This window comes from Sphingopyxis sp. 550A (assembly GCF_053569535.1).
The window spans coordinates 3,100,389-3,126,815 of sequence record NZ_CM131615.1; the positions used below are offsets into that span (position 1 = coordinate 3,100,389).

Annotated in this window: 26 protein-coding genes and 1 riboswitch; of the genes, 17 read left to right on the forward strand and 9 right to left on the reverse strand. The window is 66.3% G+C overall.

The features are described from left to right. Window positions 1-3: 3 nt before the first annotated feature. The 4 genes from ACVENA_RS14860 to ACVENA_RS14875 all read right to left on the reverse strand — a co-directional run bounded on the left by ACVENA_RS14860 (window position 4) and on the right by ACVENA_RS14875 (window position 3,623). Entirely contained in the window at window positions 4-528 is a 525-nt protein-coding gene (locus ACVENA_RS14860) for an N-acetyltransferase family protein (protein WP_449325985.1), read from the reverse strand. After that, entirely contained in the window at window positions 528-1,595 is a 1,068-nt protein-coding gene (locus ACVENA_RS14865; protein WP_449325986.1) for a homocysteine S-methyltransferase family protein, read from the reverse strand. Before ACVENA_RS14865 ends, ACVENA_RS14860 begins: the two co-directional genes overlap by 1 nt. Before the next feature lie 112 nt (window positions 1,596-1,707). Beyond that, on the reverse strand, window positions 1,708-2,646 hold the full coding sequence (gene metF / locus ACVENA_RS14870; protein WP_449325987.1) for a methylenetetrahydrofolate reductase: 939 nt from the start codon (window positions 2,644-2,646) through the stop codon (window positions 1,708-1,710). Next, complete coding sequence (locus ACVENA_RS14875) at window positions 2,643-3,623, reverse strand: ArsR/SmtB family transcription factor (protein ID WP_257544323.1); 981 nt, start codon at window positions 3,621-3,623, stop codon at window positions 2,643-2,645. Before ACVENA_RS14875 ends, metF begins: the two co-directional genes overlap by 4 nt. Window positions 3,624-3,848: 225 nt before the next feature. On the opposite strand from ACVENA_RS14875, the gene ACVENA_RS14880 reads away from it, so the two are divergent. From ACVENA_RS14880 to ACVENA_RS14905, 6 genes are all read left to right on the forward strand, one after another. After that, window positions 3,849-4,172 carry a hypothetical protein gene (locus ACVENA_RS14880; RefSeq protein WP_449325988.1) on the forward strand — a complete coding sequence of 108 codons (324 nt, stop codon included), beginning with the start codon at window positions 3,849-3,851 and terminating at the stop codon, window positions 4,170-4,172. A 163-nt stretch (window positions 4,173-4,335) separates the two neighbouring features. Next, window positions 4,336-4,665 carry an entericidin EcnAB gene (locus ACVENA_RS14885; protein ID WP_449325989.1) on the forward strand — a complete coding sequence of 110 codons (330 nt, stop codon included), beginning with the start codon at window positions 4,336-4,338 and terminating at the stop codon, window positions 4,663-4,665. A 75-nt stretch (window positions 4,666-4,740) separates the two neighbouring features. Further along, window positions 4,741-4,941 carry a hypothetical protein gene (locus ACVENA_RS14890; protein WP_449325990.1) on the forward strand — a complete coding sequence of 67 codons (201 nt, stop codon included), beginning with the start codon at window positions 4,741-4,743 and terminating at the stop codon, window positions 4,939-4,941. Between the two features lie 34 nt (window positions 4,942-4,975). Next, a riboswitch (ZMP/ZTP riboswitch) is annotated at window positions 4,976-5,068 on the forward strand. Between the two features lie 22 nt (window positions 5,069-5,090). Further along, window positions 5,091-5,780 (forward strand): DJ-1/PfpI family protein, encoded by a 690-nt coding sequence (locus ACVENA_RS14895; RefSeq protein ID WP_449325991.1) that lies wholly within the window; start codon window positions 5,091-5,093, stop codon window positions 5,778-5,780. Window positions 5,781-5,950: 170 nt separating this feature from the next. Then, complete coding sequence (locus ACVENA_RS14900) at window positions 5,951-6,367, forward strand: hypothetical protein (protein WP_449325992.1); 417 nt, start codon at window positions 5,951-5,953, stop codon at window positions 6,365-6,367. A gap of 31 nt (window positions 6,368-6,398) precedes the next feature. Further along, entirely contained in the window at window positions 6,399-6,878 is a 480-nt protein-coding gene (locus tag ACVENA_RS14905) for an N-acetyltransferase family protein (protein WP_449325993.1), read from the forward strand. Window positions 6,879-6,888: 10 nt separating this feature from the next. On the opposite strand, the gene ACVENA_RS14910 is transcribed toward ACVENA_RS14905, so the two are convergent. The 3 genes from ACVENA_RS14910 to ACVENA_RS14920 form a co-directional block, all read right to left on the reverse strand. Beyond that, entirely contained in the window at window positions 6,889-8,013 is a 1,125-nt protein-coding gene (locus ACVENA_RS14910) for a S41 family peptidase (protein ID WP_449325994.1), read from the reverse strand. A 76-nt stretch (window positions 8,014-8,089) separates the two neighbouring features. Beyond that, window positions 8,090-8,287, reverse strand: a complete 198-nt coding sequence (locus tag ACVENA_RS14915) for a hypothetical protein (RefSeq protein WP_257544340.1) — start codon at window positions 8,285-8,287, stop codon at window positions 8,090-8,092. 9 nt (window positions 8,288-8,296) lie between these two features. Next, entirely contained in the window at window positions 8,297-9,427 is a 1,131-nt protein-coding gene (locus ACVENA_RS14920) for an acyltransferase family protein (RefSeq protein WP_449325995.1), read from the reverse strand. A 92-nt stretch (window positions 9,428-9,519) separates the two neighbouring features. On the opposite strand from ACVENA_RS14920, the gene ACVENA_RS14925 reads away from it, so the two are divergent. Beyond that, complete coding sequence (locus ACVENA_RS14925; RefSeq protein WP_449325996.1) at window positions 9,520-10,383, forward strand: LytTR family DNA-binding domain-containing protein; 864 nt, start codon at window positions 9,520-9,522, stop codon at window positions 10,381-10,383. Between the two features lie 99 nt (window positions 10,384-10,482). Here ACVENA_RS14925 and ACVENA_RS14930 read toward each other — a convergent pair whose 3' ends face one another. Beyond that, complete coding sequence (locus ACVENA_RS14930; protein ID WP_449325997.1) at window positions 10,483-12,000, reverse strand: acyl-CoA carboxylase subunit beta; 1,518 nt, start codon at window positions 11,998-12,000, stop codon at window positions 10,483-10,485. Between the two features lie 56 nt (window positions 12,001-12,056). Here ACVENA_RS14930 and ACVENA_RS14935 point away from each other — a divergent pair, with 56 nt between their 5' ends. The 5 genes from ACVENA_RS14935 to ACVENA_RS14955 all read left to right on the forward strand — a co-directional run bounded on the left by ACVENA_RS14935 (window position 12,057) and on the right by ACVENA_RS14955 (window position 16,505). Further along, window positions 12,057-12,563 carry a thioredoxin family protein gene (locus ACVENA_RS14935; RefSeq protein ID WP_449325998.1) on the forward strand — a complete coding sequence of 169 codons (507 nt, stop codon included), beginning with the start codon at window positions 12,057-12,059 and terminating at the stop codon, window positions 12,561-12,563. Beyond that, the gene (locus ACVENA_RS14940) at window positions 12,560-13,333 is read left to right on the forward strand and encodes an SDR family NAD(P)-dependent oxidoreductase (RefSeq protein WP_449325999.1); all 774 of its coding nucleotides are present in this window, start codon (window positions 12,560-12,562) and stop codon (window positions 13,331-13,333) included. The genes ACVENA_RS14935 and ACVENA_RS14940 overlap by 4 nt, the downstream gene beginning before the upstream one ends. A 115-nt stretch (window positions 13,334-13,448) precedes the next feature. Next, window positions 13,449-15,050, forward strand: coding sequence for a S10 family peptidase (locus tag ACVENA_RS14945; RefSeq protein WP_449326000.1), 1,602 nt, complete (start codon window positions 13,449-13,451; stop codon window positions 15,048-15,050). After that, window positions 15,050-15,421, forward strand: a complete 372-nt coding sequence (locus ACVENA_RS14950; RefSeq protein ID WP_449326001.1) for a hypothetical protein — start codon at window positions 15,050-15,052, stop codon at window positions 15,419-15,421. The genes ACVENA_RS14945 and ACVENA_RS14950 overlap by 1 nt, the downstream gene beginning before the upstream one ends. 181 nt (window positions 15,422-15,602) lie before the next feature. Then, entirely contained in the window at window positions 15,603-16,505 is a 903-nt protein-coding gene (locus tag ACVENA_RS14955) for a DMT family transporter (protein WP_449326002.1), read from the forward strand. Between the two features lie 184 nt (window positions 16,506-16,689). Here ACVENA_RS14955 and ACVENA_RS14960 read toward each other — a convergent pair whose 3' ends face one another. Next, the gene (locus tag ACVENA_RS14960; RefSeq protein WP_449326003.1) at window positions 16,690-17,646 is read right to left on the reverse strand and encodes an L-threonylcarbamoyladenylate synthase; all 957 of its coding nucleotides are present in this window, start codon (window positions 17,644-17,646) and stop codon (window positions 16,690-16,692) included. Window positions 17,647-17,701: 55 nt separating this feature from the next. Between ACVENA_RS14960 and ACVENA_RS14965 the strand changes: the two genes are divergently transcribed. The 5 genes from ACVENA_RS14965 to ACVENA_RS14985 all read left to right on the forward strand — a co-directional run bounded on the left by ACVENA_RS14965 (window position 17,702) and on the right by ACVENA_RS14985 (window position 26,345). Continuing rightward, the gene (locus ACVENA_RS14965) at window positions 17,702-19,444 is read left to right on the forward strand and encodes an acyl-CoA dehydrogenase (RefSeq protein WP_449326004.1); all 1,743 of its coding nucleotides are present in this window, start codon (window positions 17,702-17,704) and stop codon (window positions 19,442-19,444) included. A 115-nt stretch (window positions 19,445-19,559) separates the two neighbouring features. Next, a complete protein-coding gene (locus ACVENA_RS14970) occupies window positions 19,560-21,851 on the forward strand; it encodes an EAL domain-containing protein (protein WP_449326005.1) in 2,292 nt (763 codons plus the stop codon). Between the two features lie 1,000 nt (window positions 21,852-22,851). Then, window positions 22,852-24,801, forward strand: coding sequence for a ribonucleoside-diphosphate reductase subunit alpha (locus ACVENA_RS14975; protein ID WP_449326006.1), 1,950 nt, complete (start codon window positions 22,852-22,854; stop codon window positions 24,799-24,801). A gap of 120 nt (window positions 24,802-24,921) precedes the next feature. After that, the gene (locus tag ACVENA_RS14980) at window positions 24,922-25,986 is read left to right on the forward strand and encodes a ribonucleotide-diphosphate reductase subunit beta (RefSeq protein WP_449326007.1); all 1,065 of its coding nucleotides are present in this window, start codon (window positions 24,922-24,924) and stop codon (window positions 25,984-25,986) included. A gap of 128 nt (window positions 25,987-26,114) precedes the next feature. Beyond that, the gene (locus ACVENA_RS14985) at window positions 26,115-26,345 is read left to right on the forward strand and encodes a hypothetical protein (RefSeq protein WP_449326008.1); all 231 of its coding nucleotides are present in this window, start codon (window positions 26,115-26,117) and stop codon (window positions 26,343-26,345) included. Window positions 26,346-26,427: the final 82 nt, after the last annotated feature.

The following is a 26,427-nucleotide window of genomic DNA, read 5'->3' on the forward strand; positions in this document are numbered from 1 at the left end:
GGGTCAGAGAGCGAGCGGGCGGGCAAGGACAAGGTCGTCATAGAGCTTGCCCCCGACGTCGAACCGGCGCGTCCCGATGTCGGCGAAACCCTGCTTGCGATAGAAGGCGAGCGCCCTTTCGTTGCGGGCATAGACGCCGAGGAGCAGGCGGCGATGATCCCGCGCCGCCGCGACCGCCTCGCGCATCAGCGCGGCGCCGAGCCCGCTGCCGTGGAAGCGCGACAGCGAATAGATGCGCTTGAGCTCGATGTCGCCGTCCTCGGCCGCGGCGAGATCGGGCGTGCCGACCAGCGCAAAGCCGATCGGGGCGCCGCCCGGCTGCGCCTCGGCAAGCCACGCCCGCGCACCATCGGCCAGCAAGGCGCGATAGGCGGTTTCGCAATGCTTCGCGGCGCAATGCGAAACGATCGCGTCGCCGTCGAGAATCCCCGCGAAGGTTTCGAGGAAGGTTGCGGCGCCGATCAGCGCCAGCGCGGCGGCGTCATCCGCTCCGGCCTCGCGGATCGTCCATGATGGTCCGTCGTCCATCAGGAGGCCGCCGCCGCAAAAGCCGCCATGGTGAAGGGTTCGAGCCCGGCGAGCCGCGTGCGCACCGGCACGTCGGGAACATGCCGCGGCGCGAGGCCATCGACAGCCTTCGCCATCGCCGCGATATGCGCGGGCGTCGATCCGCAGCAGCCGCCGAGGATATTGACCTGCCCATGCGCCGCCCATTCGCGCACCAGCCCCGCGGTCGTATCGGGCATTTCGTCATATTCGCCGAGCTCATTGGGCAGCCCGGCATTCGGATAGACCATCACCAGCGTGTCGGCGAGGTCGGAGAGCACGCGCACATGCGGGCGAAGCTGCGCCGCGCCGAACGAGCAGTTGAGCCCGATCGTCAGCGGCCGCGCGTGGCGCACCGCATACCAGAAGGCCTCGACCGTATGCCCCGACAGATTGCGGCCGCTGAGGTCGGTGAGCGTCATCGAGATCATCAGCGGCAGTTCGCGCCCGACCTTCGCCTCGGCCTCCAGCGTCGCGGCGATCCCCGCCTTGGCGTTGAGCGTGTCGAAGATCGTCTCGATCAGGATGAAGTCCGCTCCGCCCTCGGCGAGCGCGACGACCTGGTCGAGATAGACCGCCTTCAATTCGTCGAAGTCGATCTCGCGAAAGCCCGGATTATTGACGTCCGGCGACAGCGACAGCGTCTTGTTCGTCGGCCCGACCGCGCCCGCGACGAAGCGGCGGCGGCCGTCGCGCGCCGCGAATCCGTCGGCGGCCTCGCGCCCCAGCCGCGCGCTTTCATGGTTGATGTCGGCGACCAGATGCTCGGCGCCATAATCGGCCTGGCTGATCCGGTTGGCGCTGAAGGTGTTGGTCGAGACGATGTCCGACCCGGCGGCAAGATAGGCCTCGCCGATCGCGGTCACGACATCGGGCCGCGTCAGCGCGAGGATGTCGTTATTGCCCTTCTGGTCGTGGCTGATGCCGAGATTTCCCGCATAATCGCCCTCGGCGAGCTTGCGGAGCTGGATCTGGGTGCCCCAGCCGCCATCGGTCAGCAGAATGCGCTCGCGGGCAGCGGCTTTCAGGGCTTCGCGGGCACTCGTCATCGGCACTCCTCCCCATAAATAGGGACAGTCCCTATTTTTCGCGAACAGCTGCTCGCGATCTGCACCAGGGCGATCGAAAAATAGGGACTGTCCCTATTTATGGATGCGCTGGTCATGCGGCCTGATCCTTTGCCGAAGTCTTCGGGCGCAGGCCCAACAGGTGGCAGATGGCGTAGCTGAGCTCCGCCCGGTTGAGCGTGTAGAAGTGGAAATCGCGCACTCCGCCCGCATAGAGGCGGCGGCACATTTCGGCGGCGATCGTCGCGGCGACGAGTTGACGCGCGGCGGGATGGTCGTCGAGCCCGTCGAACAGCGACACCATCCACGCCGGAATCTGCGTCCCGCACATATCGGCCATGCGCCGCGTCTGCGACACGTTCGACACCGGCAGGATGCCGGGAAGGATCGGCGCGTCGATCCCCGCCGCCGCCGCCGTGTCGCGAAAGCGCAAGAAAGCGTCGGGCGAGAAAAAGAATTGCGTGATCGCGCGATTGGCGCCCGCGTCGAGCTTGCGCTTGAGGTTATCGAGATCGGCCTCGGCGCACGAGGCGTCGGGATGCACTTCGGGATAGGCGGCGACCGAAATGTCGAACGGCGCCACCGCTTTCAGTCCCGCGACGAGTTCGACCGCATTGGCATAGCCGTCCGGGTGCGCGCGATAGGGCGCGCCGCCGGGCATGTCGCCGCGCAGCGCGACGATATGCCGCACCCCCGCCTCCCAATAGGCCTCTGCCACCTCGTCGATTTCGGCACGCGACGCCTCGACGCAGGTTAGGTGCGCGGCGGGCGCGACGGCGCTTGTCGCGGCGATCCGCGCGACGGTCGCATGGGTGCGTTCGCGCGTCGAGCCGCCCGCGCCATAGGTCACCGAGACGAAGCTGGGGGCGAGCGGCTCGAGCGTGTGGAACGTGTCCCAGAGCTGCGCCTCCATCTTCTCGGTCTTAGGCGGGAAGAATTCGAAGCTGACGCCGATGTCGCCCGCGAGATCGGCGAAGAGCGGAGTCGCGGCGGCGCGGCGCGCCTCGGCGAGCGAGTTGAGGGTCGATGTCATGCCGCGAGCCTTTTGTCGTCGTTGGAAAGGGGAGCTTGCCTATCGTCGCCGGCGCGGCGGCCGAGCCACAGCTTGACCGCAAGATCGCCGCCTTCGAGCGTCTGCGTATTTTCGAGCGCCAGCCCCGCCGCCGCGAACCAGCCGCCGATCTGGGCATCGGAAAAGCCGAGGCGCGCGTGCGCCGCGAGCGTGCGCAATTCCTCGTCGGCGTGCGGCGCGAAATCGACGATCAGCAGATGCCCGCCGCCGCGCAGCACCCGCCCCGCCTCGGCGATCACCCGGTCGGGTTCGTGCGCGAAATGCAGCGCCTGATGGATGACGATGCTGTCGATGCTCGCGTCGGCAAGCGGCAGATTGAGGAAATCGCCCTGCACCAGATCGATCGGCGCCGCCTGCCCGGCAAGCTTGGCGCGCGCGAGGCGGAGCATCTCGGGGCTGCGGTCGAGCGCGGTGACGCGGTGCGCGGCGGGGGCGAAGATTTCGGCCATGCGGCCGGTCCCGGTGCCGATGTCGAGCAGATGGCCGAGCCCGCGACCGCCCATCATCGCCAGCATCGCGGCCTCGACCTCGCTTTCGGCGATATGGCGCGAGCGGATCGCGTCCCATTCGGCAGCATGGTCGGCGAAATAGCGTTCGGCCGCCGCCGCGCGCTCGGCACGCACCGCGGCAAGGCGGCGCGCGTCGTTGGCGATGACCAGCGCCTCGCCTTCCGAAAAGGGCCACGCCCCCGCCTGGGTGACGATGCCCGACACCGGCCCGTCGGTCGCGATCCGCAGAAAGACCCAGCTCCCCTCGCGCCGCCGTTCGACGATCCCGGCCTCGGCAAGGATGCGGACATGGCGCGAAACGCGCGGCTGGCTCTGGTCGAGCACGGCGGCGAGTTCGCCGATCGCGAGTTCCATTTCGCGCAGCAGCGCCACGACGCGCAGGCGCGTCGGGTCCGCAAGGGCGCGAAAAATGTCGAGCAGCTCGGCCATGAAATGGGATATAAAGCTTTCTTTATATCCGGTCAACCGAGGCACGCGCCTCCCCTCCGATTTTATGAGACGCGGGTCGATTTGCGACAAAAGGCGGGCGAAATTGCAAAAAGAGCGTTGCACCCCCCTTGGCGAGGCGGTATTTCTGCCGCCGATTGGCAAGTTCACGGGATCGATTGGGTTCCCATGCCGGTCGATCAGTTCAATCGAGAGGGGTATTCCCACATGAAGAAGTTGATCACTCTGTCGCTCGTCGCCGCTGCCTCGCTGGGCCTGGCCGCTTGCGGTGACAAGGCTGCCGACAACGCCGCCACCACCACCGAAGCCCCGGCGACCGACACCGTCGAAGGCGCGGCCGATGGCGCGATGCAGGCTGCCGAAGGCGCCGCCGACGCTGCCGCGACCGCGAAGGACGCCGCGACCGACGCTGGCGCCGCTGCCGCTGCCGGCGACACCGCCGCTGCGACGGACAAGGCTGCCGAAGCCGCCGGCGCCGCCAAGGAAGCGACCGACCAGGCGAAGGCCGCCGTCGACGCTGCCAAGAAGTAAGCGCCTTTTCGGCTTCTGGCCGGAGGAATATGGGGGTCGTCGACATATGTCGGCGGCCCCTTTCCTTTGCGCCGTCCCGCGCTGCGCGGTTGCCAAGCCGCTGATCGGCGATTAAACTTTTTCCCCAATGGCCGCCGGGCCATTGGATTTGAAAGGAAATTTCATGCGCAAGATCATCATCGCCTCGATGGCCGCCGCGGCCTTCAGCCTGACCGCCTGCTCGGACAAGACCCAGGATGCCGCCGCCGACGCCGCTTCGTCGGCCGCCGACGATGCCGCCGCCGCGGGTGATGCGGCCGCTCAGGGCGCGGCCGACGCCGCCGACGCGACCGCCGATGCGGCGAAGGACGCCGGGGCCGCCGTCGAAGGCGCCGCCAAGGATGCCGGCAACGCCGTCGAAGGCACGGTGAACGCCGCGGGCGACGCCGCCGCCAAGGCGGGCGACAAGATCGCCGACGAAACCAAGAAGGCCGAAGCCAACGACAAGAAATAAGTCGAAGCTTCGCCTTCGGGCTGGTATCGAAGGGCTCCATCCGCGGATGGAGCCCTTTTTCGTGGGAGCCGAACGATGCGAACCCTTTGGCCCGCGGCGCTGCTCGCGCTGGCGCTGGCTGCGGCAACGGGATGCAGCCGCACCGACAACGAACCCGGCCCCGGCGGCGTGACGGTCAGCGAAGCCAAGGCGCTCGACGATGCCGCGGCGATGCTCGAAAGCCGCGACGGGACGGCGGACCAGAAAAGCGCGGACGACGGCAAAACCGGCAAATAACGGCTTTCGCAGCTACCAAGGGACCGCTAGATTGCCGGAACCCCGCAACTGGCGCTGAAGATGGATATCCATCGGGGAACGGGGTTCGGCCGCATGGCCGGAAAAGCCGCGCGCCTGGGTGATCCGCTGCCGACGCAAGGAGCATCCGCATGACCGCCATTCCCCAAACCGCCGCCCAGACCACCGTCGTCTTCCTGCTGTTCCCGGGCATCACCCAGCTCGATTTCACCGCGCCTGCGCAAGCGCTCAGCCGGATGCCCGGCGCGCGGCTGATCGGCGCCGCCGCAATGCTCGACCCGATCGCGACCGACAGCGGTTTCGCGATCCTGCCGACGCATGATTTTGCAAGCGCGCCGCAGGCCGACATCCTCTGCGTCCCCGGCGGCCACGGCGTGACCGAGGCGCTCGGCGACGCGGCGACGATCGATTTCGTCGCGCGGCAGGCGGCGGGCGCGCAGTGGGTGACGAGCGTGTGCACCGGGGCCTTCCTGCTCGGCCGCGCCGGGATGCTCGCGGGCAAGCGCGCGACGACGCATTGGGCCTATACGCATCTGCTGCCGCTGGTCGGCGCAGAGCCGGTGGCGGCGCGCGTCGTCGAGGACGGTCATGTCGTGACGAGCGGCGGGGTGACCTCGGGCCTCGATTTCGCGCTGACGCTGATCGCCCGGCTGCATGGCGACGCGGTGGCGCAGGCGATCCAGCTCGCGATCGAATATGACCCCGCCCCGCCCTTCGTCGGCGGCCACCCCGACCGCGCGCCCGACAGTGTCACGGCGGGGCTCAAGACCCGCGTCTACGACGCCGCCGCGGCGCGGATCGAGGCGGCGCTCAAGGGCTAAGCTATCGTACCCGAACGTCATCCCGGCGAAAGCGGGAATGACGAGAAGATGAGACGCAAAATGCCGCTTGTCGGCCGTTTTCAGCCCTGACACCCGTCGCTGCACAACACCGTCTTTTACATCCCCATCAGCGGCGTCTAGCCTCGCACCCTCGTGCAGGAGCCCCCGCCATGACCGCCAAGCCCGACGCTATCGATCGCCTCGTCCAATTCCTGCTGCTTGTCGCCGCGATCACGACGATCGCCAACGGCGTCTTCATGCTCGTCCGCCCGCTCGACTGGTATGTCTTCATCCCCACCGTCGTCACGACCGGCCCGCCGAACGCGCATTTCATCCGCGACATCGGCCTCGCCTATCTGGGGTCGGGCCTGATCCTGCTTTATGCGACCGCAAACCCCGTCGTCCGCTGGCGTGCCGCGGTCGTCGGCGGGCTCTGGCTTGCCTTGCACGGCGCGCTCCACATCTACGAGGTGGCAGCGGGCATCTGCGGCCCCGCGACCTTCTGGGCCGACGCGCCCGGCGTGATCGGTCAGCCCGCGCTCGTCATCGCAGCGCTCGCGATCCTGCGGATTCGAAAGCGCATTTGACAGCGCACATCCGACTGGACAAAGCGCGTCCATGACCCTCTCCATCCGCCCCGCCGCGCCGACCGACCTGCCCTTGATCGCGCAGTTCATCCGCGACCTCGCCGACTATGAAAAGCTCGCGCACGAGGTGCGGTTCGACGAGGCGACGCTCGGCGAAAAACTGTTCGGGGAACGCCCCTATGCCGAGGTCGTGATCGGCGAGATCGACGGCGCGGCGCAGGGCTTCGCGCTCTTCTTCCACAATTTCTCGACCTTCGAGGGGCGTCCGGGACTCTATCTCGAGGATCTGTTCGTCCGCCCGGCGGCGCGTGGATCGGGGCTCGGCAAGGCGCTGCTCGCCTATCTCGCGAAGCTCTGCACCGAACGTGACTGCGCCCGCCTCGAATGGTCGGTGCTCGATTGGAACGCACCGGCGATAGGCTTCTACAAGGGCCTCGGCGCGAAGCTCATGGACGAATGGACCGTGATGCGCGTCGATGGCGACGCGCTTACGGCACTCGCATCTCACTGATCATACCGACCTAGCCGGGTTTCACCGTCTGCGGCTTCCGCCGTTCCATCGGCCATTTGGGCATATGCGCATCCGACAGCGCTTTCGCCTCCGCGGGCGCGATGCCGAGTTCGGTCAGCGCGCGCACCAGCGCCTCGGCAGGCGGCACCGCGATGTCGGGCTGCACGCCAACGCCTTCCCAATCCTTGCCGGTGCCCGGATCATAGGTGCGCCCGACCGGAATGAACGCGGCATAGCCGCCGCCGAGTTCCTCGCCGCGTCCGAAATGATTGGCGCCCGCGGTCGGCGCACCGACCAGCACGGCGCGGTGGGTATGCTTCATCGCCAGCGCGAAATGCTCGGCCGCCGACGCGCTCGCGCCCGACGTCAGCACATAGATCTTCGTCTTTTGCAGCCGCTCGTCGCCGTTCGGAGTCGCCCAATGCTCGCGCGTCACCATGCCCGGTTCGCCCTTCACGATTCGCAGCGAGCGGTCGCCCCCGAGCGGCCCGTCGCCCGCCTCGTCGACCGATGCGCGCGTCGCCATCGTGACGAGCCGCGTCGGCTTCGCGAACAGCCAGGGAAAAATGGCGTCCATCTGCTCGATCCCGCCGCCATTGTGGGTGCGGATGTCGAAGATGATCGCCTTCGCCTCGGCATGGTCGGCCATGAACTTCGCCGCCTCGGCGGTCACCGCGGGGTCGTCGGGAAAGACATTGAAGCGCACGAAAGCGATGCCGGGCGCAATCCAGCCGGGCTGCTCGACCGGCGGCTTTTGCGGGCGGGGCGCGGGAACCGCGGCGCCCGGTCCGGTGGGCGCCGCGCTCTCGGGAACCTTCAGCCGCAAATGGCCGTCCTCGGCCACCGCGCGCACATCGGCGTCAATCGCCGCGCCGAGCGCTTCGCCCGACAGCGCCCTGTAGCGTCCGGCCTCGATCCCCGCACGCAGCGCTGCGGCAAAACGCTTGCCGGTTTCGGGATAGACATAATCGCGATCGAGCAATGCGGCATATTTTTCGGCGATGACGTCGCCGCCGACCTCGGCTTCGGCCTCGGGTGGGGGTGACGCGGGCGCCGCCGGCGACGCAACCGACGGCCCGGCCATCATGACGGCCGCGGCCAGCAGGCCCGGCAGAAGACGCGAAGGACGAATCATCTCAATCTCCAATCCAGCCCCGGATTGGCGAAGGTGTATAACATCTATAATACGGATCAACTACATTTGTAGTCGATCATCGCTTGCGCGCAAACCAGACGAGCAACCCGCCGACGATCGCCAGCACTGCCCCATTGCGCGTCCACACCCGGTCGCCGAGCATGAAGCTGCTTTCGGGCCAGTGCACGATGTCCAGCCCCTGCAGCATCCACAGGCCGCCCATCAGAATCGCCGCGACCCCGACGATCGCCATGATCGCTTTCACCGCCGCCATGACCGCCTCCTATCGTTTCTGCAGTCCGATCAGCGGCCGCAGCCAGCCGATGCTGCGCCCGATCGCATAGAAAAGCCAGCATCCGATGACGGTCGCCGCGAGCAGCACCGCAAAGGACGGCAGCGCCGCCACGCCCGCGAGCAGCAGTCCATATCCCACCAGAACGATGATCGTCTGATGGATGATGTAAAAGGGGAACACCGCCTCGGCGAGCATCGCGCGCCACCGGTGGTCGCGGTTCCAGAAACGGTCGGCGATCCCGACCAGCGCGACGATCGCCGCCCAGCCCTGCACCAGCCGCACGATCATCACGGTCGTGACGACCCCCGCGGGCGGCCCCTCGCCCGGCGCGCTTGCCACCGCCCAGGCGACAGTGGCATAGGCCGCGAGTGCCGCCACCGCCGCGGCGGGCCAGCAGCGCGCGACCGCATCGAACAGCGCCGGGCGCACGCGCAGCAGCCAGCCGATGAAGAAGGGCACCAGATAGTGGAGATGGCTCGGCCCGTCGTCGAACAGCGCATGGGTTTCGCGATAGCCCGGAAAGGCGAACAGGATGGCGAGCCACGCCGCGAGCGGCACCACCAGCATCCCCCAACCGCCGAGCAGCCGCGCGGCGCCGTCGGCGACCCGGCTCCGCGCCTTTTCAGGGACGCCCGCCAGAACCGCGACCGCAAGCAGCGTATAGACGAAGAGATAGACGACGAACCACAGATGCTGCCACGTCGGCAGCACGATCCCGTCGAGCGTGCCGAAGCGGAAATAATCGCAGCTCCAGAAATGGAGGAAGCCCGCCGCATAGCCATGCTGGGTGACCAGCTCGATCCACGGCTGCACGGGAATGACCACGATCATGCCAAAGGCGAGCGGGATCAGCAGCCGCGCGGCGCGCGAGCGCAGGAAAGCGCCCGGCGCGCCGAGCTTCGCGAACAGCGCCGCGCTCGCATAGCCCGAGACGAGGAAGAGCAAAGGCAGCCGCCAGCTGTTCGTCGCCAGCATCGGAATTTCCACCCAGTCCATCGGCTGCGGCGTTTTGACGTGCCATCCCCAGGGCACGAAAAACATGCCGATATGATAGAGGATCAGCAGCGCGAAGGCGCCGATCCTGAGCCAGTCCATTCCATAATGTCGTTTCATGTCCATGGCGGCGAAACTCCTTTGCCGGTTCGTGCCGCTGCCGCTAATCGGGAAAGCGGCCGGCGGGCGATCCCGGCGGGACGAGAAGCGGAGCCCATGTGACGGACGAAGAGGCCCGAGGGACGAGCGGCGGCGCAGCCGGGACGAGCGGCCCCACTGGCGGGCTCAGCGCCCGCGCGCTCACCGCGCTGCTGCTGAGCGCGGTCTTCCTCTTCGGGCTCATCCGCATCGCGGCCAACGTCTATTCCTACATCGCCGACCGCGAGGGCGCGGGCGTGATCGTCTCGCCGACGATCGCGTGGATGCTGGAGGGCAGCAGCCTGATCGCCTGGGCGGTGATGATGATCCCCTGCTGGTTCGCAGTGCGCCGCATCCGCCCGCCACGCGTCGCCCTGCCGTGGACCGTCGCGATCCACGCGCTGCTCGCGATCCCGGTGTCGCTCGGCCATATCGCGCTGATGGCCGCGTTCCGCGCCGCGCTCTGGCGGCTGATGGGGCTCACCTATCATTTCACCGCGCCCGACGGCTCGCCGATCCTCTATGAATTGCGCAAGGACATCTCGGCCTATGCCGAGCTCGTCTTCATCCTCTTCCTCGTCCAGTGGCTCGTCGCGCGCTACGCCGCGCCGCCCGCCGCAGCGCCACGGCCAGCGACGCTCGCGGTCGGCGACGGCGCGGTCACCCACCATCTGCCGGTCGATGAGATCGAGCATGTCGCCGCCGCCGCCAATTATGTGGAAATCACGTGGCGCGGCCAGACGTTGCTTCACCGCGCGACGCTGACCGCGATCGAAAGCGAGCTCGCCGCCGCCGGTTTCGTCCGCATCCACCGCAGCCGCCTCGTCCGCCGCGACGCGGTGCGCCGCGTCGTCACGCTGAAGAGCGGCGATTTCGACGTCGAGATGGCCAGCGGCGCCATGCTGCGCGGCAGCCGGCGGTATCGGCCGGGGCTGGACCGTTAAACCCTCTCTTTCGTCATCCCGGCGAAGGCCGGGATCTCGTCCTTGCATCATACCGCACCGGCGAGATCCCGGCCTTCGCCGGGATGACGAAAAGGGTCGCTATCCCAGCACCCGCCACGCCAATTCCGCAAACTCGCAGAGCAGCGGCCGCGTATCCCGCGGGTCAATGATATCCTCGACCCCGAACTTCTCCGCCGTGCGGAACGGCGAGCGCACGCGATTGAGCCGCTCCCGGATCGCCTCCAGATGCGCCGCCGGGTCCTCGGCCGCCTCGAGCTCGCTCTTGTACGCGACCTCGACCCCGCCCTCGATCGGCAAGCTGCCCCAGTCGCCCGACGGCCAGGCGAAACGGTACTGGAAGCGTTCGGCATTCGACATTGCGCTCCCCGCAATGCCATAGGCGCGCCGGACCACCACGCTCGCGAGCGGCACCGTCGCGCGATAGATGGCGTTCATCGCCTGCACGCCGTAACGGATCGTCCCCGTCCGCTCGGCCTCGCCGCCGATCATGAAGCCGGGGTTGTCGACGAGATGGACGATCGGCAGCCGAAACTGGTCGGCGAGCTTGACGAAACGCTCGGCCTTCTCGCTCGTCTTCGCGTCCCACGACCCGCCCAAATAGGATGGATCGCTCGCCAGCACCGCGACCGGCCAGCCATCGAGCCGTGCAAAAGCGGTGATCGCCGCGCGCCCCCAGCGCGCGCCCATCTCGAAGACACTGCCCTGATCGAACACGGCATTCGCAATCCGCCGCATCGAATAAACCTGCTTCGCCTCGCGCGGCACGATCGACAGCAGGGCCTCCTCGCTGCGCCCCACCGGATCGCTGCACGTCGTCCGCTGCGCTCGATCGTGGATCGACGACGGCAGATAGGACAGAAAGCGCCGCGCCGCCGCGAACGCCTCGGCCTCGCTCGCCACCTCGTCGTCGACGACGCCGTTGCGCGTATGGACGTCGGTCCCGCCCAGTTCCTCACGGTCGAGCGTGTCGCCGATCGCCGCCGCGACCGCCGGCCCCGCCGCGAAAAGCTGGGACAGCCCGCGCACCATGATGCTGTAATGGCTCGCCACAACGCGCGCCGCGCCCAAGCCCGCGGTCGGCCCGAGCGCCAGCGCCACGACCGGCACCGTGTCGAGATTGGCGATGATCTCATGCCACCCCGGCACATGCGGAATATAGGTATAGCCCATATCCTCGAGCGTCTTGACCGAGCCGCCGCCGCCGGTGCCGTCGATCATGCGGATCAGCGGCAGGCGATATTCGTGCGCCATCGCCTCGCACTGGATGAATTTGCGGTGCAATGCCGCATCGGCCGCGCCGCCGCGCACGGTGAAATCGTCGGCCGAAGCGACGACCGGCCGCCCGTCGATATTCGCGCGCCCGAAGATGAAATTGCTCGCAGCAAGGTCTTCCAACTCGCCGTCGGGGCCATAGCTCCCCCGCCCCGCGATCTTGCCGATTTCGCGAAAACTCCCCGGATCGACGATCGCGTCGAGTCGCGCCCGCGCGTCCATCTTGCCGCGCCCATGCTGGCGCGCGACCTTCTCCGCGCCGCCCATCTTCTCGGCCATCGCGCGCCGCGCGGCGAGTTCATCGATCTCTTTTTTCCAGCTCATGGCCGTGAAGCTAACTGACGTTGACGGAAACGTCATGCAAAACCTATCGTACCGCCATGACCCGCCTCATCGCGTTCCCCCTTGCCGCCTTCCTGCTCCTGCCCGCCGCCGCTCCGGCAGGCGAAGCCCGCCCGATGGCCGGCGTCGCCGAACCCTACAGGACCGACGCCTTCGACCCCGACACCGATTTTATGAAAGCGATCGATGCCGCGCTCGCCGACGCGGCAGCTTCGGGCAAGCATGTCCTTCTGATCATGGGAACCAACGGCTGTCACGACAGCGCGTGGCTCGCCAATCTGATCGCGACCGATCGCTTCGCGCCGGTGCGCGAGAAATACGAGATCGTCTTCGCCGACATCGGCATGCCGCAGGTCGAGGGGCTCGGCCGCAACCCCGAAATCCCGGGACGCTTCGGCTTCACGATCAAAGGCACCCCGACGGTCGCCATCCTCGACGCCGAAGGCCATGTGCTGAACCGCAAGACGGCGCCCAAATGGCGCAATGCCGCAAGCCGCAGCGACGATGAAATCTATGCCGAACTGATGGAAGAGGAAGAGCAATGACCGATTTGAATCTCACGGGCCGCACCGCGCTCGTCACCGGCGCGTCGCGCGGCATCGGCCGCGGCATCGCGCTTGCGCTCGCCGGGGCAGGCGCCGACATCGCGGTCAATTACACGCGCGATGAGGAGGCCGCCGCCGAAACCGTCGCCGCCATCACCGCGCTCGGCCGCAAGGCCAAGGCCTATCGGGCATCGGTCGCCGACGAGGACGCCTCCGCCGCGATGATCGCCGCGATCGCGGCCGATTTCGGCCCGCTGTCGATCCTGATCAACAATGCGGGCGTCGCCAGCCGCGGCAAGGCCGTCGCCGACACCGACGCCGCCGAGGTCGAGAAATTGCTCGCGATCCACGCGGTCGGGGCGCACCGCCTGTCGCGCCTCGCGCTGCCGCAGCTTCGCCAGCATGATCGCAGCGACATCATCGTCATCTCGAGCGTCGCGACGCTCGGCCACGCCGCGAACGGCGCGCCCTATAATATGGCGAAGGCGGCGGGCGAAGCGCTGGCGCTCACCCTCGCCAAGGAAGAGGTCCGAAACGGCGTCCGCGTCAACATCGTCGCGCCGTCGCTGACCGTCAGCGACATGGGCGAACGCCTCGCGCGCGCAATCACCGGCGGCGACATCCACGATCTCGACGCGCGATTCCCGTTCGGCCGCGTTTCCACCCCCGACGATGTCGCCGCGGCGGTGCTCTGGTTCGTCAGCGACGCCAACCCCTATTGCTCGGGACAGAAACTCAACATCGACGGCGCCGGGCAGGCGCGCTTTTGACAGGCCCCGTCATTGCGAGCGGCGAAGCCGCGTGGCAATCCAGAGTGGGCATAAGCCACCCTGGATTGCTTCGCTCCGCTCGCAATGACGATTCAATGAAGATGAGATCGATCGCATGAAATTCATCACCGCCGCCACGCTCGCCTTCGCTCTCGCCGGCTGCGCCACCGCGCAATCGAAGGAAGCGCGCCCCGCGACCGAAAAGCCCGTCCCCGACGAACCGATGTTCGCAGCCACCGAGGTCGAGAGTCGCGGCTCGGTGACCGTCGGCGGCGTCGCCATTCCCTATCGCGCGGTCGCGGGCACGCTCGTCATCCACCCGAAGGGCTGGGACGACACCGTTCCGATCGAGCGCAAGCGCGATAAGGACGCCGCCGAGGACGTCCCCAATTCCGAAGCCTCGATGTTCTACACCGCCTATTTCAAGGAAGGCGCAGCCGCCGAGAGCCGCCCCGTCACCTTCCTGTTCAACGGCGGTCCCGGTTCGCCGACGCTGTGGCTCCACATGGGCGCTTACGGTCCGGTGCGCGTCGAAACGCCCGATCTCGCGCACGGCAGCGCGCCCTATCGCACCGTCGCCAACGACCAGAGCCTGCTCGACGTTTCCGACCTCGTGTTCGTCGACGCCCCCGGCACCGGTTTCAGCCGCGTCGCGGGCAAGGACAAGGCGAAGGCGTGGTTCGGCGTCGATCAGGACATTCACGCCTTCACGATCTTCGTGCGCGATTTCCTGTCGAAATACGGCCGCTGGAAATCGCCCAAATATCTTTATGGCGAAAGCTATGGGACGATGCGCGCCGCGGGGATGACGCTCGCGCTGCAAAAGCAGGACATCGACCTCAATGGCGTCATCCTGCTTTCCGACATCCTCAACTGGGACCTGATCCCCGACGATCCGCAGGTCAATCCGGGGGTCGATCTCCCTTATGTGGTGTCGCTCCCCACCTATGCCGCGACCGCCTGGTATCACAAGCGCGCGGGCGCGGGCCGCGACCTCGCCCCATGGCTCGCCGAAGCCGAAGCTTTTGCAACCGGCGACTACGCGCTCGCATTGATGAAGGGCAACGACCTCACCGATGCCGAGCGGCAGGCGGTCGCGGCGAAGCTCCACGCCTTCACCGGCCTGCCGGTCGACTACCTCCTCAAGACCAACCTGCGCATCGAATATGGCGCGCTGCAAAAGGAACTGCTCGCCGACAAGGGGCTGACGACGGGAACGCTCGACACGCGCTTCACCGGCGCGACGCTCGATCCGTTGAGCAAGGTCGCGTCGAACGATCCGCAGGGCAGCGCGATCGGCGCGGCGTATACGGCCGCCTTCAACGACTATGTTCGCGGCACGCTCGGCTATGGCGCGGGGACGCATTATGAGGGCGGGCTCGATGTCTATGAAAGCTGGGATTACAAGCACCGCCCGCCCGGCGCCGACCGCGCGCTGATCGCACTCCCCAACGTCCTCCCCGACCTCGCGGTCGCGATGAAGCAGAATCCGAAGATGAAGCTGCTCGTCACCGGCGGCTATTTCGACGTCTCGACCCCCTATTTCGCGGGCCGCTACGAATTGAGGCACCTGCCCGTTCCGAAGGAGCTTCAGGCAAACATCGCCTATAAATATTATAGCTCGGGCCACATGGTCTATGTGAACCCCGCGCTGCTCGGCGAGATGCACGGCGACGTCGCCGACTTCATCCGGCGAACCGACGGGATCGGCGAATAATGCGGAGCTTTCCTCCTGCCCCCGACCTGCATTTCCTGATCGGAAAACAGTTGGGGCAGGTTTGTCTGGACCCCAATTCGGTCCAGCTTCATTTCTGGAACGGCGGCGGCATCCATATCGACCATGACGTCGATCATGTGACGAAGAGCGGACAATCCTGCCGCTACGATTGCGCGGCCCACACGGGTCCGCCTCTCCTTCTCCATCGCCTGATCGCCCGAACCATCGCCTCGATCGACGTCGAACCGTTCCGCCTCGCGCTCCTATTCGACGACGGGCAGCGCCTGATCCTCCATTCGGAAGAAAGCGCCTTCGAATGCGGCCATATTTGGCAAAGCGACGACGATGCTTCCGAGATGATCGTTTACTGAAACCACCGACGCGGTGGCTTCGTCCGGCAGAGCGGCGGGATCGAATAATATGTGTGTCCCCGCGAAGGCGGGGACCCAGAGCGTCAAGGACAGGGCGCACGCTGTGTAACTCTGCGTCCCCGCCTTCGCGGGGACACACGGCAGCTTCATTACGCACCAATCACGCCCTACAGCCCCACCCATGCGCCCCGATTCGCCCTCCCCGCTGATCCCCTTCCTCGTCGCCTGCGCGGGGATCGCGACCTATTCGGCGATGGACGTGCTGATGAAGGGGCTGTCGATCGGCATCGGCGCTTATAACGCCGTATTCTGGCGCACCGGCGCGGGCGCACTGCTCAGCGGGGCGCTCTATTTCGCGATGCGCCCCGCGATGCCCGACGCGCCGACAATGCGCATCCACGCGTGGCGCGCGCTGTTCGTCGCGGGGATGGCGATCACCTTTTTCTGGGCGCTCGCGCGGCTGCCGATGGCCGAAGCCATCGCGCTCGCCTTTGTCGCGCCACTGCTGACGCTCTACATGGCGGCGATCTTCCTCGGCGAGAAGATCGGTCCGCGCTCGATCGCCGCTTCGATGCTAGGGCTGATCGGCGTGATCGTCATCGTCGCGGGCAAGCTTGGCGGCGGCGATTATGCGCCCGAGGCCTTGTGGGCGGTCGGCGCGGTATTCCTGTCGGCGGTCTTCTATGCCTACAACCTCATCCTCGCGCGGCGGCAGGCGAAGATGGCGGGGCCGATGGAGATCGCCTTCTTCCAGAACCTGTTCGTCACCCTGTTCCTCGCGATCGGCGCACCGTGGTTCGCCGTGGCGCCGGACACAAGCCATGCCCCGCATATTCTCGGCGCCGCGACCCTGGCGACGATTTCGCTGCTGCTCCTGAGCTGGGCCTATGCCCGCGCCGAGGCGCAGATTCTCGCGACCACCGAATATACTGGCTTCCTCTGGGCGATGACCTTCGGCTGGGTCTTCTACAACGAGCCGGTCACCTGGCCGACGATCGCCGGCGCGCTGCTGATCGTCGCAGCCTGCCTGATCGTCGCCCGCAAGACCCCGCACGGCGACCCGGTGGAACCGGCGGCGGCGTGATCTAAAAATAGGGACAGTCCCTATTTAATTTCACGCGGAGGCGCGGAGAAAGAGATTTGGGCCGACAGGACCCATTTTCTCCCGGCATTGCGTTTAGAAGAACTGTCGAAGGAAAAGGCCGCTTCGCGGCAAGCGCGACATCTCCGCGCCTCCGCGTCTCCGCGTCTCCGCGTGAACCAAAAAATCACACCGCCGCGCGCGCGAGCCGGTCGTTGATCGCCGCGCCCAGCCCCGCGTCGGGGATCGCCGCCACCGCGATCCGCGGTTTCGCGCTCGCCGCGCCCGCATGCAACGCATCGAACAGCCGCGCCGCCGCCTCGACCGCATTACCCTCGACGCTGAGCTGATAGTCGCCTGCTAGCCCGCCGAAACCGATACCGAACTCGTCGGCCTCGAACGCCGCGGCATTGAGCCGCACCGGCTTGCCCGGCGCATAATGGCTCGCGAGCATCCCCGGCGCGACGACGTCGGCGCCCGCGCGTCCCGTCACCGCCAGCCCCGAAGCCTCCGCCAGCATCGCCGCGGTCACCGGCCCCGGCCGCAATATCTGCACCGCGCCGTCCGCCACCCGCGCGATCGTCGATTCGACCCCGGCGCTTGTCGCGCCGTCGTCGATCACCAGCGCGATCCGCCCGTCGAGGCTGGCGAGCACATGCTCCGCCCTAGTCGGGCTGATCCGCCCGCTCGCATTGGCGCTCGGCGCGGCGAGCGGCGCGCCGGTCGCTTCGAGCAGCGCCTGCATCGCGCGGTGCCCCGGCACGCGCAGCGCGATCGTGGCGAGCCCCGCGGTCGCGATGCTCGCCACCGGGCAATCGTGCGTGCGCGGCACGACGAGCGTCAGCGGTCCCGGCCAGAAAGCCTGGGCGAGCGCCCGCTCCGCTTCGCCGAACACCCCCAGCTTCTCGGCCGCCGCCGGCGACGGCACATGGACGATCAGCGGGTTGAAATCGGGCCGCCCCTTCGCGGCATAGATGCGCGCGACCGCCGCCGAGTCGCGCGCGTCGGCGGCGAGGCCATAGACCGTCTCGGTCGGCACTGCGACCGGCAGCCCGCGCGCGATGCAGGCCGCCGCCCGTGAAATCGCGTCGGCGCCATAGGGGCGGATTTCGGTATCCATGCTCTCGGTTGGAGCTTCAGCCATGCCGCGCTATAGCGCCGCCTGCAACGAAATCGCCAGCAAGGAATGCTGATCTCCGATGACCTACACGCCGCCCACCACCGAACAGCTTTTCGTCCTCGATCACATCGCGCGCATCGACGCGATGGCCGCCCACGAGAAATATGCCGCCGCGACCCCCGACATGGTCGAGGCGATCGTCACCGGCGTCGGCGATTTCGCGGCCGAGGTCTACGCCCCGCTCAATCGCGTCGGCGACACGCAGAACCCCAAATGGCAGGACGGCAAGGTCACCATGCCCCCGGGCTTCAAGGAGGCTTACCGGCAGTTCGTCGAGGCGGGCTGGGGCAGCCTCGACGGCCCGTCCGAATATGGCGGGCAGGATCTGCCCTTCACCCTCGCGGCCGTGGTGATCGAGGCGCTCGGCACCGCCGACATGGGCTTTACCCTGTGCAATATTCTGACCCCCGGCGCGATCCACGCGCTGATGGCCTATGGCACCGAGGAACAGCGCCAAACGTGGCTGCCGAAGCTGATCACCGGCGCGTGGAACGGCACGATGAACCTCACCGAGCCGAGCGCGGGCAGCGACGTCGGCGCCCTCCGCTCGACCGCCGAAAAGATCACCGAAGGCGAGCACGCGGGCCTGTATAAAATCAGGGGCCAGAAGATCTTCATCACCTTCGGCGAACACGATCTCACCGACAATATCGTCCACCTCGTCCTCGCGCGCACCCCCGGCGCGCCCGAAGGAACGCGCGGCATCTCGCTTTTCCTCGTCCCCAAATACCGCCTCGATGCGGAGGGGAATCCGACGATCTCGAACGGCGTTCACTGCGCCTCGATCGAGCACAAGCTCGGCATCCACGGCTCGCCGACCGCGGTGATGGTCTATGGCGAGGGCGAGGATTGCCTGGGCGAGATCGTCGGCGACGAGATGGGCGGCATGAAGGCGATGTTCGTGATGATGAACAATGCCCGGCTGATGGTCGGTTGCCAGGGCGTCCAGATCGCCGAGCGCGCGACCCAGCAGGCGCAGCGCTACGCCGCCGAGCGCGTCCAGTCGTCGCTCGCGGGCAGCGCGGACCGCACTCCCGTCACCATCGAGCACCACCCCGACGTCAAGCGGATGCTGTGGCGGATGCGCGCCCAGACCGAGGCCGCGCGCGCGCTCATCTATTACGCATCGGCGCAGACCGATTTCGGCAAGCTCGGCGATCAGGCCGCGGCGCTCCGCGCCGACGTGCTGATCCCGCTCGCCAAGGCGCACGCGACCGACATCGGCTGCGAGGTCGCGAGCCTCGGCGTCCAGGTCCACGGCGGCATGGGCTTCATCGAGGAAACCGGCGCCGCGCAGCATTATCGCGACGCGCGCATCGCCCCGATCTACGAAGGCACCAACGGCATCCAGGCCGCCGACCTCGTCGGGCGCAAGCTCGGCCTCGCGGGCGGCGACGGGGTGCGCTCGCTGATCGACGACATCGCGCACGGCGCCGCCGATTTCCCGCAGCTCGCCGAACTGGCGGAAACCTGTCGCCACGTCACCGACTGGCTCGAACAGGCCTCGACGCCCGACCGGCTCGCGGGCAGCTATCCCTATCTCACCATGCTCGCGACCGCCACCTGCGGCTGGCTGATGGCGCTGCAGAATCGCGCCGCGCGCGCCGCACTCGACGCGGGCGAAGGCGACACCGCCTTCCTCGAGGCGAAGATCGCCTCGACGCGCTTCTACCTCGACCAGATCGTCCCGGCGGCCGGCGGCCTCGCCGCCTCGGCGCTCGCCGGCGACGCGGCGCTCGCGCCGCTGCCGGCGATCGCCTGAAGACAGCGGAAATCCTTGCCCTCTCGCACGATGCGAGAGGGCGGGATCAGGGCCATGATTAACGCAATGATAACCAAGTCGGGATAGATGCATCCGGCAATTGCCGGAGACCTGCGTGCCCAAGCTCGGACAGAAGATGATCGTCAGCTGGCGTACGCTTGCGCTGTCGCTTCTGCTCAGCATCATCGTGGGCATCAGCGGCGCGGGCGAACTGCCCGATCGGCTGATCGCCAGCCTCACCAGCCAGTTCGCCTATCGCGACGTTTCGGGCGACATCGTCGTCGTCGGCGTCGACGACCGCACGCTTGGCGCCTCACGCGGCGGCGAATTCTCGCGGCGCGACCATGCCGCGCTGATCCGCGCGATCGACCGGGCGCACGCGAAACGGCTGTTCATCGACTTCGATTATCAGCGGCCCGACGATTATGGCGGCCTCAAAAGCATCACCGCCGCGGTGCGCGCGATGGGCAAACGCGCCGTACTCGGCGTCCCGACGCGCTCGGTACCCGGGTCCGATCGAGTCGTTACCATCTTTCCCGACCCGTCGTTCGGCAAGCAGGCTGCCCAGGCAAGCCTCGCGTGGGAATATCAGATCTGGCAGGTCTGGGACGTACCGCTGATGTACGATGCCGAGGGACGTCTATTGCCGAGCTTCGCCGCAGTGCTCGCCAACAAGTCGGGCGACCGGCCGAGCGTCTTCCGGATCGACTTTTCCTACCGCACAGACAGCATCAAGCAATATAGCGCAATCGACGTGATCCGCGGGAAAGTGGGCGCACGCGAGCTCGCCGGCAAGGACGTGATCTTCGCGCCCACGGCCTCGCGCCTCTCCGACGGCCATTATCTCCCCGGTCATGATCTGGTGCCGGGGGCTTATATCCATCTCATCGCGGGTGAGACCCTGCGCCGCGGCAATCCCGTCAATCTCGGCTGGTCGCCGGCGCTCGGCTTCGCCGTCCTCATGACAATGCCGCTGCTGCTCGCGGGCCGCAGCCGTCGCTTCAGCTTCGCCGGCCTCGGCGTAGCGGCGGCGCTCGTCGTCGCAAAGGCGATACTTTCGTCGCAACTCGTCACCATCTCGGTGGGCGCGGGTTTCTTCTACCTCATGGTCATCGGCGCCAATGTTTCGCGGACGCGCCGCCGCGACTCCGCACAGCGCGAAAACCCCATCTCGGGCCTTCCCAATTTCGAGGCTTTGCGCAGTCAGGCCCCCTTCGGCAGCGCGACGGTCATCGCCGCCAAGGTCGTCAATTTCGAAGATCTCGCCGCCTTCATCCCCGGCGACGGCATCGGCAAACTCGTCGAGCAGGTTACCCGCCGCCTCCAGCTCGCCTCGCAAGGCACGGTCCTGCACCATGACCTCGACGGCACCTTCGCCTGGCTCGTTCCCTATTATCAGCACAGCCAGATCGAGGGGCAGCTCGCGGGCCTCGCCGCGCTGTTCAACGCGCCGCTGACGATCGGCGAGCTTCGCGTCGACGTCGCCATCGCCTTCGGGGTCAACGACGAGTTCGAGGGTTCGAACGCCCAGCGCCTTGCCGCCGCGCTCGTCGCCGCCGAAAAGTCGATCCGCACCCGCTCGCTGTGGACCAAATATACGCCGCGGCAAAAGGACGATGCCGGCTGGCAATTGTCCTTCCATTCGCAGCTCGAGGATGCACTGTCGGGCGGCGATATCTGGGTCGCTTTCCAGCCGCAATATGCGATCACGACCAAGGAACTCGTCGGGGTCGAGGCGCTCGCGCGCTGGACGCACCCGACGCGCGGCCCGATCCCGCCCGACGAATTCATCGTCCAGGCCGAAAGGAGCCAGGACATCTATCGCCTCACCCTGTTCGTGATGGATCAGGCGATCCGCTCGGCTGCCGATCTTCACCAGCGCGGGCTCGATATCCATATGTCGGTCAACCTGTCGGCAACCCTGCTCGACCACAGCGACCTCGTGGGGACGATCCGCGTGATGCTGACCGCACACCATCTGCCCGCCGAGAAATTGACGATCGAGATCACCGAAACCGCGCAGATCGAGAATAGCCGCCAGGCGAAGCAGACGCTCGCGCAGCTCCGCCGCGCCGGCATCCGCCTGTCGATCGACGATTATGGCACCGGCCAGTCGAATCTCGAATATCTGACCGAGATCGAGGCCGACGAAATCAAGATCGACAAGCGATTCGTGATGACGATGCGCGATTCGCAGCGGAACCTCGAAGTCGTCAAGTCAACGATCGATCTCGCACACCGTCTGGGCGCCGTCGCGGTCGCCGAAGGCATCGAAGACGCGCCGACGCTCGCGCTTCTGGGCCAGTTGGGCTGCGATGTCGGCCAAGGATATCTGCTTGGAAAACCCCAGCTATTTACCGAACTGGTGAATAGCCTCTCCGCCTCCCCCCACAGCCGCACCGCCTGACTGCCAGATTGGCAGCAATCGTTCGCGCGGGATTATAGTTAAGACTCGATTTACCTTGTCTATTAAGGTATACGCTCCGTTAACTGTTCCTCGTGGGCAGTGCCAACAGGAGATCTGACATGGGTTGGTTCTGGAAGTTCCTGGGTGGCGGCGGCACCGGTAGCGGTGGCGGCTCGGCCTAACCTGGACACAAAATCAGAAAAGGGCTCCGGACATCGTCCGGGGCCCTTTTTCTTTGCCGATTCGAGGATGCAAACCCGGCCGAGGGCCGCATTGGGGCGGGAGGCCGCCCCTTCCTAACTTTCGTCATTCCCGCGAAAGCAGGAACCCAGAGCGCGCGTCGGCTGACTCCTCACTGGGTTCCTGCTTTCGCGGGAATGACGAAGATAAGAGATGCTGCGCGCGACTTTCAGACTCTCGTCATCCCGGACTTGATCCGGGATCCATTCATCCAGCGCTGAGAAAATGGATCCCGGATTAAGTCTGTCCCGAGCCTGCCGAAGGGTCGGAATGACGGCGAAGGATGGCACCGCCGCTCCCGAAGCCCGCCATCTTCGCATGGCGTTTCGCAACCTTCCACTGCCCCCCGCGGCCGGGATCGGCGCTGCGACCGACGCCGCATTTTATCCTTTCGCGCCGCAATGGCCCAAGCCCCTAGGAAAAGCGCGGTTGGGGCCGTGGAATGCCTTTTTCCAGCGGTGAACCGAATCAAATTATCGACGAGTTGAGTCCTCAATCTGTCATTTACCGTCTTGCATCGGCGCGCCGACGTGGCACTATAGGTGGTGGGTCAACCACGGGGGCACCCCAAGAAATAGTATCGGACTGAAAGTGGCGGATTTCCGTCGCCCATGAGCCATGGGCACGGGAAAACCCTCTGTGCGCCGAAAATAAGTGCCCCCGGGGACGCGTTTAGATGCTAGGATCGGGGCTTCGCCCTGAGTCGAACAAGACAGGAACATATGCGCCGCGGCGCATAGGCAATATGAGGGCGAGTTAGATGGATTTTCGCGAGACGGAACGGGTGGAGACGAGCGACGTGGCGACGATGGAACTGGCAAAGACGGACGCTCCGGCGAAGGGCGAATCGGGGGGCGAATCGACCCCCGAGACCACCAAGCTGAACGACAGCGGCGAGCCCAAGGTTCACGCGCGCCGATTCGACGTCGCGACCGACGCCGGCCGCGACGCGCTGCTCACCGATTTCGGCAAGGAAACGCTCCGCGACCGCTACCTCCTCCCCGGCGAATCGTACCAGGACCTCTTCGCACGCGTCGCCTCGGCCTATGCCGACGACGCCGACCACGCCCAGCGCCTCTACGACTATATCTCGAAGCTGTGGTTCATGCCCGCGACCCCGGTGCTCTCGAACGGCGGCACCGGCCGCGGCCTGCCCATCTCCTGCTACCTCAACTCGGTCGATGACAGCCTCGAGGGCATCGTCGGCACCTGGAACGAGAATGTCTGGCTCGCCAGCCGCGGCGGCGGCATCGGCACCTATTGGGGCGCGGTGCGCGGCATCGGCGAACCCGTCGGCCTCAATGGCAAGACCAGCGGCATCATCCCCTTCGTCCGGGTGATGGACAGCCTGACCCTCGCGATTTCGCAGGGCTCGCTCCGTCGCGGCTCGGCCGCCTGCTATCTCGACGTCTCGCACCCCGAGATCGAGGAGTTCCTCGAGGTCCGCAAGCCGTCGGGCGACTTCAACCGCAAGGCGCTGAACCTCCACCACGGCGTGCTGATCACCGACGAGTTCATGGAGGCCGTCCGCGACGGCAAGGAATTCAACCTCCGCAGCCCCAAGGACCAGAGCGTCCGCGGCACCGTCGACGCGCGCAGCCTGTTCCAGAAGCTCGTCGAGACGCGGCTTGCGACCGGCGAACCCTACATCATCTTCATCGACCAGGTGAACCGCATGATGCCCAAGCATCATCGCGACCTCGGGCTCAAGGTCTCGACCTCGAACCTCTGCTCGGAAATCACCCTGCCGACCGGCCGCGACCATCTCGGCAACGACCGCACCGCAGTCTGCTGCCTCTCGTCCTTGAACCTCGAAACCTGGGACGAGTGGAACGGCGACAAGCGCTTCATCGAGGATGTCATGCGCATGCTCGACAATGTCCTGCAGGACTATATCGACCGCGCCCCGCCCGAAATGGCGCGCGCCAAATATAGCGCGTCGCGCGAACGCTCGGTCGGCCTCGGCGTGATGGGCTTCCACAGCTTCCTTCAGGCGCGCGGCCTGCCGTTCGAGGGCGCGATGGCGAAGTCGTCGAACCTGCGCGTCTTCAAGCATATCCGCGCGCAGGTCGATCAGGCGTCGATGCTGCTCGCCAAGGAACGCGGCCCCTGCCCCGACGCCGCCGATCAGGGCGTGATGGAGCGTTTCAGCTGCAAGATGGCGATCGCGCCGACCGCGTCGATCAGCATCATCTGCGGCGGCACCAGCGCCTGCATCGAGCCGATCCCCGCGAACATCTACACCCACAAGACGCTGTCGGGCAGCTTCTCGATCCGCAACCCGCACCTCGAGGCTTTGCTCGTCGACAAGGCGAAGAACAGCGACGCGGTCTGGAACTCGATCCTCGAACGCGGCGGCAGCGTCCAGCACCTCGACTTCCTGACCCAGGACGAGAAGGATTGCTACAAGACCAGCTTCGAGATCGACCAGCGCTGGCTGCTCGAACTCGCCGCCGACCGCACCCCCTATATCGATCAGGCGGCGTCGCTGAACCTCTTCATCCCGGCGGACGTCGAGAAATGGGATCTGCTGATGCTCCATTATCGCGCGTGGGAGCTCGGCATCAAATCACTCTATTATCTCCGCTCGAAATCGGTGCAGCGCGCCGGCTTCGCGGGCGGGGTCGAGGCCGACAACACCGCCGAGGCGCCGAAATATGAACTCAGCGCCGAAAGCACCGATTATGACGAGTGTCTGGCCTGCCAATAAGGCCGCACTCCCCCTTCCTGTCATTCCCGCGAAAGCGGGAACCCAGGACGGGGTCACGCAACACTGGGTCCCCGCTTTCGCGGGGATGACGACAGAAGATCAGAACCCGAGGAACCCGCAATGTCGCTGCTAGAAGCCCGCAAGACCTACAAGCCCTTCGAATATCCCTGGGCGTTCGATTTCTGGAAGCGCCAGCAGCAGATCCACTGGGTGCCCGAGGAAGTGCCGCTGGGCGAGGATTGCCGCGACTGGGCGCAAAAGATCAGCGACCATGAACGCAACCTGCTGACGCAGATCTTCCGCTTCTTCACCCAGGCCGATATCGAGGTGCAGGACTGCTACCACGAAAAATACGGCCGCGTGTTCAAGCCGACCGAGATCAAGATGATGCTGACCGCGTTCAGCAACATGGAAACGGTGCATATCGCGGCGTACAGTCACCTGCTCGACACGATCGGCATGCCCGAAAGCGAGTACGGCATGTTCCTCGAATATGACGAGATGCGCGCCAAGCACGACTATATGGGCACTTTCGGGGTCGAGAGCGACGAGGATATCGCGCGCACCCTCGCGATGTTCGGCGGCTTTACCGAGGGGCTGCAGCTTTTCGCCAGCTTCGCGATGCTGATGAACTTCCCGCGCTTCAACAAGATGAAGGGCATGGGTCAGATCGTCAGCTGGTCGATCCGCGACGAAAGCCTCCACTGCGAAGGCATCATCAAGCTGTTCCACACCTTCACCAAGGAACGCGACTGCCTGACCAAGGCGGTGAAGGAAGACATCATCGACACCTGCCAGAAGACGGTGCGGCTCGAGGATGCGTTCATCGACCTCGCGTTCGAACAGGGCCCTGTCCCCGGCATGACGCCGAAAGAGATCAAGCGCTACATCCGCTACATCGCCGACTGGCGCCTGGGGCAGCTCGGCTTCCAGCCGATCTACATGATCGACGAACACCCCCTCCCCTGGCTCGCCCCGCTGCTCAACGGCGTCGAGCACGCGAACTTCTTCGAAACCCGCGCGACCGAATATAGCAAGGGCGCGACCCGCGGCGACTGGAACACCGTGTGGACCAGCTTCGACAGCCGCAAGAAGGCCAAGACCAGCGAAGACGCGGCGCCCGTCAACGACGCCGAAGCCGACGGCGAAGATATGTTCAAGGCTGCCGGCATCGCCGCGGAATAACCACGCTCCAAACCCCCTCCCGCCTGCGGGAGGGGCAGCAAGACTGGGGAGCAAAGCTCCCTAGTCGCCGCGGGGAGGGCCTGCACCGCCAACCCCACGGCACAACCATAAAAGAGTCAGAGGCCAAAATGACCGACAAGCAAAAACAGAAACTCCTGATCCTCAGCCAGCCCCAGCGCGCGACCCTCGAAGGCCTCTCGAACCGCCGCCCCCAGCTCCCGACCGACCCCGTCCGCGACGAACTCGTCACGCTGGGCCTCGTGGTCAAACAGGGCGCCAAATGGGCACTGACCCCGACGGGCAAGAAGGTGCTGGCGGCGGGATCGAACCGGCGGAACAAGGGCGGGTTTTCGGTTTGAGGGATTTAAATTACTGAAGGATACTACACCGATACTGGATTGCTGAGCAGGAAGAAATCTGCTTTTGAGGCCATAAATTTTC

Bases quoted from the DNA above. Each gene is read 5' to 3' on its own strand.
- ACVENA_RS14860 (WP_449325985.1), bottom strand. From the start codon at position 528: ATGGACGACGGACCATCATGGACGATCCGCGAGGCCGGAGCGGATGAC.
- ACVENA_RS14865 (WP_449325986.1), bottom strand. From the start codon at position 1,595: ATGACGAGTGCCCGCGAAGCCCTGAAAGCCGCTGCCCGCGAGCGCATT.
- metF (WP_449325987.1), bottom strand. From the start codon at position 2,646: ATGACATCGACCCTCAACTCGCTCGCCGAGGCGCGCCGCGCCGCCGCG.
- ACVENA_RS14875 (WP_257544323.1), bottom strand. From the start codon at position 3,623: ATGGCCGAGCTGCTCGACATTTTTCGCGCCCTTGCGGACCCGACGCGC.
- ACVENA_RS14880 (WP_449325988.1), top strand. From the start codon at position 3,849: ATGAAGAAGTTGATCACTCTGTCGCTCGTCGCCGCTGCCTCGCTGGGC.
- ACVENA_RS14885 (WP_449325989.1), top strand. From the start codon at position 4,336: ATGCGCAAGATCATCATCGCCTCGATGGCCGCCGCGGCCTTCAGCCTG.
- ACVENA_RS14890 (WP_449325990.1), top strand. From the start codon at position 4,741: ATGCGAACCCTTTGGCCCGCGGCGCTGCTCGCGCTGGCGCTGGCTGCG.
- ACVENA_RS14895 (WP_449325991.1), top strand. From the start codon at position 5,091: ATGACCGCCATTCCCCAAACCGCCGCCCAGACCACCGTCGTCTTCCTG.
- ACVENA_RS14900 (WP_449325992.1), top strand. From the start codon at position 5,951: ATGACCGCCAAGCCCGACGCTATCGATCGCCTCGTCCAATTCCTGCTG.
- ACVENA_RS14905 (WP_449325993.1), top strand. From the start codon at position 6,399: ATGACCCTCTCCATCCGCCCCGCCGCGCCGACCGACCTGCCCTTGATC.
- ACVENA_RS14910 (WP_449325994.1), bottom strand. From the start codon at position 8,013: ATGATTCGTCCTTCGCGTCTTCTGCCGGGCCTGCTGGCCGCGGCCGTC.
- ACVENA_RS14915 (WP_257544340.1), bottom strand. From the start codon at position 8,287: ATGGCGGCGGTGAAAGCGATCATGGCGATCGTCGGGGTCGCGGCGATT.
- ACVENA_RS14920 (WP_449325995.1), bottom strand. From the start codon at position 9,427: ATGGACATGAAACGACATTATGGAATGGACTGGCTCAGGATCGGCGCC.
- ACVENA_RS14930 (WP_449325997.1), bottom strand. From the start codon at position 12,000: ATGAGCTGGAAAAAAGAGATCGATGAACTCGCCGCGCGGCGCGCGATG.
- ACVENA_RS14935 (WP_449325998.1), top strand. From the start codon at position 12,057: ATGACCCGCCTCATCGCGTTCCCCCTTGCCGCCTTCCTGCTCCTGCCC.
- ACVENA_RS14940 (WP_449325999.1), top strand. From the start codon at position 12,560: ATGACCGATTTGAATCTCACGGGCCGCACCGCGCTCGTCACCGGCGCG.
- ACVENA_RS14945 (WP_449326000.1), top strand. From the start codon at position 13,449: ATGAAATTCATCACCGCCGCCACGCTCGCCTTCGCTCTCGCCGGCTGC.
- ACVENA_RS14950 (WP_449326001.1), top strand. From the start codon at position 15,050: ATGCGGAGCTTTCCTCCTGCCCCCGACCTGCATTTCCTGATCGGAAAA.
- ACVENA_RS14955 (WP_449326002.1), top strand. From the start codon at position 15,603: ATGCGCCCCGATTCGCCCTCCCCGCTGATCCCCTTCCTCGTCGCCTGC.
- ACVENA_RS14960 (WP_449326003.1), bottom strand. From the start codon at position 17,646: ATGGCTGAAGCTCCAACCGAGAGCATGGATACCGAAATCCGCCCCTAT.
- ACVENA_RS14965 (WP_449326004.1), top strand. From the start codon at position 17,702: ATGACCTACACGCCGCCCACCACCGAACAGCTTTTCGTCCTCGATCAC.
- ACVENA_RS14975 (WP_449326006.1), top strand. From the start codon at position 22,852: ATGGATTTTCGCGAGACGGAACGGGTGGAGACGAGCGACGTGGCGACG.
- ACVENA_RS14980 (WP_449326007.1), top strand. From the start codon at position 24,922: ATGTCGCTGCTAGAAGCCCGCAAGACCTACAAGCCCTTCGAATATCCC.
- ACVENA_RS14985 (WP_449326008.1), top strand. From the start codon at position 26,115: ATGACCGACAAGCAAAAACAGAAACTCCTGATCCTCAGCCAGCCCCAG.